4 protein-coding genes are annotated in these 3,003 nt (G+C 67.7%); 2 read left to right on the top strand and 2 right to left on the bottom strand.

What is annotated here, in order from left to right; genetic code table 11:
• Nucleotides 1-589: 589 nt before the first annotated feature.
• Together V7050_RS20010 and V7050_RS20005 are read right to left on the bottom strand one after the other, a co-directional pair.
• Nucleotides 590-826, bottom strand: a complete 237-nt coding sequence (locus V7050_RS20010) for a YdcH family protein (RefSeq protein WP_324369732.1) — start codon at nt 824-826, stop codon at nt 590-592.
• Between the two features lie 88 nt (nt 827-914).
• Entirely contained in the window at nt 915-1,799 is an 885-nt protein-coding gene (locus tag V7050_RS20005; RefSeq protein WP_324369730.1) for a branched-chain amino acid aminotransferase, read from the bottom strand.
• Between the two features lie 142 nt (nt 1,800-1,941).
• On the opposite strand from V7050_RS20005, the gene V7050_RS20000 reads away from it, so the two are divergent.
• Together V7050_RS20000 and V7050_RS19995 are read left to right on the top strand one after the other, a co-directional pair.
• The gene (locus V7050_RS20000) at nt 1,942-2,475 is read left to right on the top strand and encodes a MarR family winged helix-turn-helix transcriptional regulator (RefSeq protein ID WP_324369728.1); all 534 of its coding nucleotides are present in this window, start codon (nt 1,942-1,944) and stop codon (nt 2,473-2,475) included.
• The coding region (locus V7050_RS19995; protein ID WP_324411133.1) for a response regulator at nt 2,472-3,003 on the top strand (532 nt) is incomplete at its 3' end. The genes V7050_RS20000 and V7050_RS19995, both read left to right, overlap by 4 nt.

Genomic DNA, 3,003 nt, shown 5'->3' with positions numbered 1-3,003 from the left:
GCAGGGCCGGCGCGGCCCGATCGCCACGGGTCGATCGGGCTGGGGACACCCGGCCCCGGGCGCGATGAGGTCAATGTCTGGGGCCACTGGTATCACGGGGCGAAGGACGCGAGGAAATTTGGCGCCGGAACCGTTTCGCCTTCTCTTGCTCTGTTTCATAGGAATATTCGGGAGCAGAGGTCATGCGGCGATGGGACGCCCGCAGTGGCCGCGACTCCCGAAATCTCGCCCGCTCCGTCACCCATGTCCGATGGCGGTGGAGGAGACCGCTGCTTTCTTGCCGCGGAACGGCACCAACGCGCGCAAAGGCAGCGGCCGGCCCACGGGGAGGTCGCGAAGCGGCCACCGTCGTGCCGAAGACACGCCTCCCGGCATGACGGGGTCGACTGGCCGCTGCCCGTGCTGACGCACGGGCGGGATGGTGAACCCCGCGCGCCTATGATTCGCTCGGCGTGACACGCACCGATTCCACCATTAACACTTTTATCGTTCAAAAACAATGTCTTGAAATCTGTCCCCATGGGGACGGACGCCGACCACCCTTTCGGCGGCCGGCGAAAGGGTCCGGGAGCGGCTCCCCGGCGGCCCTTCAGGCCGCGAGGATCCGGGCGATCTGGTCCTTCAGGTTCAGGCGCTGCTTGCGCATCTCCTGCATGTGGAAATCGTCGGTCGGCTCCAGGTCGGTCTCGGCCCGGTGGATCGCCCGGTTGACCGCGTGGTATTCCTCGAAGAGATGCCCGAAATGCGGGTCGTGCTGCTTGAGCTCCGAGATCCGGGCCAGCGATTCGGGGAATTCCTCGGCGAGCTCGTGCGGGACATGGGTCATGGGCGAAGGCCTCCGGTAAGCTTGTGACGGCGCGACCATAGGCGAGCCCGCGGGGCCGGCCTTGATCCCGGTCAAGCCCCGCCCGCCGTCACGCCGCCGCGAGCTGCCCGCGCACCAGCTTCTCGTAATCCCCCGCGATCGACCGGGTGAGCGCGCCCACCTCGAAGCTGAACTCCCCGATCGAGCCCACCGGCGTCACCTCCGCCGCGGTCCCGGTCAGCCAGCATTGCTCGAAGCCCTCCATCTCGCCGGGCTCGATATGCCGCTCGATCACCTCGACCCCGCGCTCCGTCAGCATCTGCAGCACCGTCTGCCGGGTGATGCCGTTGAGGAAGCAATCCGGCTTCGGGGTATGCACCTTGCCATCCTTGACGAAGAAGACATTCGCCCCGGTCGCCTCCGCCACATAGCCGCGGTAGTCCATCATGATCGCGTCCGAGCAGCCCTTGGCCTCCGCCACATGCTTGGACATGGTGCAGATCATGTAGAGCCCCGCCGCCTTGGCGAAGCAGGGGATGGTCTCCGGGCTCGGCCGCTTCCACCTGGAGATGTCGAGCTTCGCGCCCTTGAGCTTGGCGTCCCCGTAATAGGCGCCCCATTCCCAGACCGCGATCGCCATATGCACCGGGTTGCGCGCCGAGGCGACCCCCATGTCCGGCCCCGAGCCCCGCCAGACCACCGGCCGCACATAGGCGTCCGAGAGCCCGCTCTCCCGCAGCGCCGCCGTCTTGGCCGCCTCGATCTCCTCGACCGAGAAGGGATGCGGGATGTCGATGTAGTCGCAGGACTTCAGCAGCCGCTCGGTATGCTCCCGGCTCTTGAAGATCACCCCGCCATAGGCCCGCTCGCCCTCGAAGACCGAGCTCGCGTAATGCAGCGCATGGGTGAGCACATGGACCTTGGCATCGCGCCAGGGAACGAAGACGCCATCCATCCAGATGACTCCGTCCCGATCGTCGTATGCAGCAACCATGACTTCCCCCAGGGTTTCGGATTCTTCGCCCGCCGGACAACGCAGTGCAATGTTGCGCCGGGCGGCGTTCCGGCTAGCATTTGAGGCTTGGAATGTCAATAACGCTGACATAAACTGATCGCGCGTCTTCAGAGGAGGCAGGATGCCGGAGCGCGGCTTCTCCACCAGTCCCACCCGGAGCGAGCAGCTGCTGTTCCTGACGGACGATCAGCTCCGGCAGGGGATCGAGCTGATGTTCTTCGCCTATCGCGGCTTCACCTCCGACCCCGACCGCATCCTCGGGGAGCGACACTACGGACGTGCGCATCACCGGGCGATCCATTTCATCAACCGCCGGCCGGGGCTGACGGTGAACGAGCTGCTCGAGATCCTCGGCGTCACCAAGCAGAGCCTCAACCGCGTGCTCCGCCAGCTCGTCGAGGACGGGCTCGTGGAGAGCCGCGTGGGCGAGACCGACCGGCGGCAGCGCAACCTGCATCTCACGCCCGAGGGGCACGCGCTCGAGCAGGAGCTCTCGGCGGCGCAGCGCCGGCGCATGCGGGTGGCCTATTCCAACGCGGGCCCGGAGGCGGTCGTCGGGTTCCGCAAGGTCCTGGAGCAGATGATCGACCCGGACATGCGCGAACGGGTTCTCGGCGGCATCGAGGCGGGCCGGTCGGAGGCGGGCCGGTCATGAGCGACGCACCACAGGCCCATGTGCTCGTGGTCGACGACGATGCGCGCATCCGGAGTCTCCTGCAGAAGTTCCTCGCCCGCAACGGCTTCTGGGTCAGCGTGGCCCGCGATGCCCGCCATGCCCGCAACCTGCTGGAGGGGCTGGAATTCGACCTGATCGTGCTCGACGTGATGATGCCGGGCGAGAGCGGGCTCGCGCTGACCGAAAGCCTGCGCGAGACCCTGACCACGCCGATCCTGCTCCTGACGGCGCGCGGCGATGCGGATGACCGCATCCGCGGCCTCGAGGCGGGCGCGGACGACTACCTGCCCAAGCCCTTCGAGCCGCGCGAGCTGCTGCTGCGGATCAACGCGATCCTGCGGCGGATCCCGAAGCCCGCGGCGCGGGCCGAGCCGCCGCGCTCGCTCCATCTCGGGGAGGTTCGCTACGACGTCACCCGCGGCGAGCTCTGGCGCGGGCGCGATCTCGTGCGCCTGACGGCCACCGAATCGCTGCTGATGCGGGTCTTCGCCGCGCGCGCGCACGAGC

The sequence above is a fragment of the Amaricoccus sp. genome (genome assembly GCF_036846665.1).
Classification (GTDB): domain Bacteria; phylum Pseudomonadota; class Alphaproteobacteria; order Rhodobacterales; family Rhodobacteraceae; genus Amaricoccus.
Note: the sequence above shows the minus strand (reverse complement) of the source record. Positions and strands in the feature narration are given on the sequence as shown.

Excerpts from the sequence above, each read along its gene's own strand:
- V7050_RS20000 (WP_324369728.1), top strand. The coding sequence starts at position 1,942 with ATGCCGGAGCGCGGCTTCTCCACCAGTCCCACCCGGAGCGAGCAGCTG.
- V7050_RS20005 (WP_324369730.1), bottom strand. The coding sequence starts at position 1,799 with ATGGTTGCTGCATACGACGATCGGGACGGAGTCATCTGGATGGATGGC.
- V7050_RS20010 (WP_324369732.1), bottom strand. The coding sequence starts at position 826 with ATGACCCATGTCCCGCACGAGCTCGCCGAGGAATTCCCCGAATCGCTG.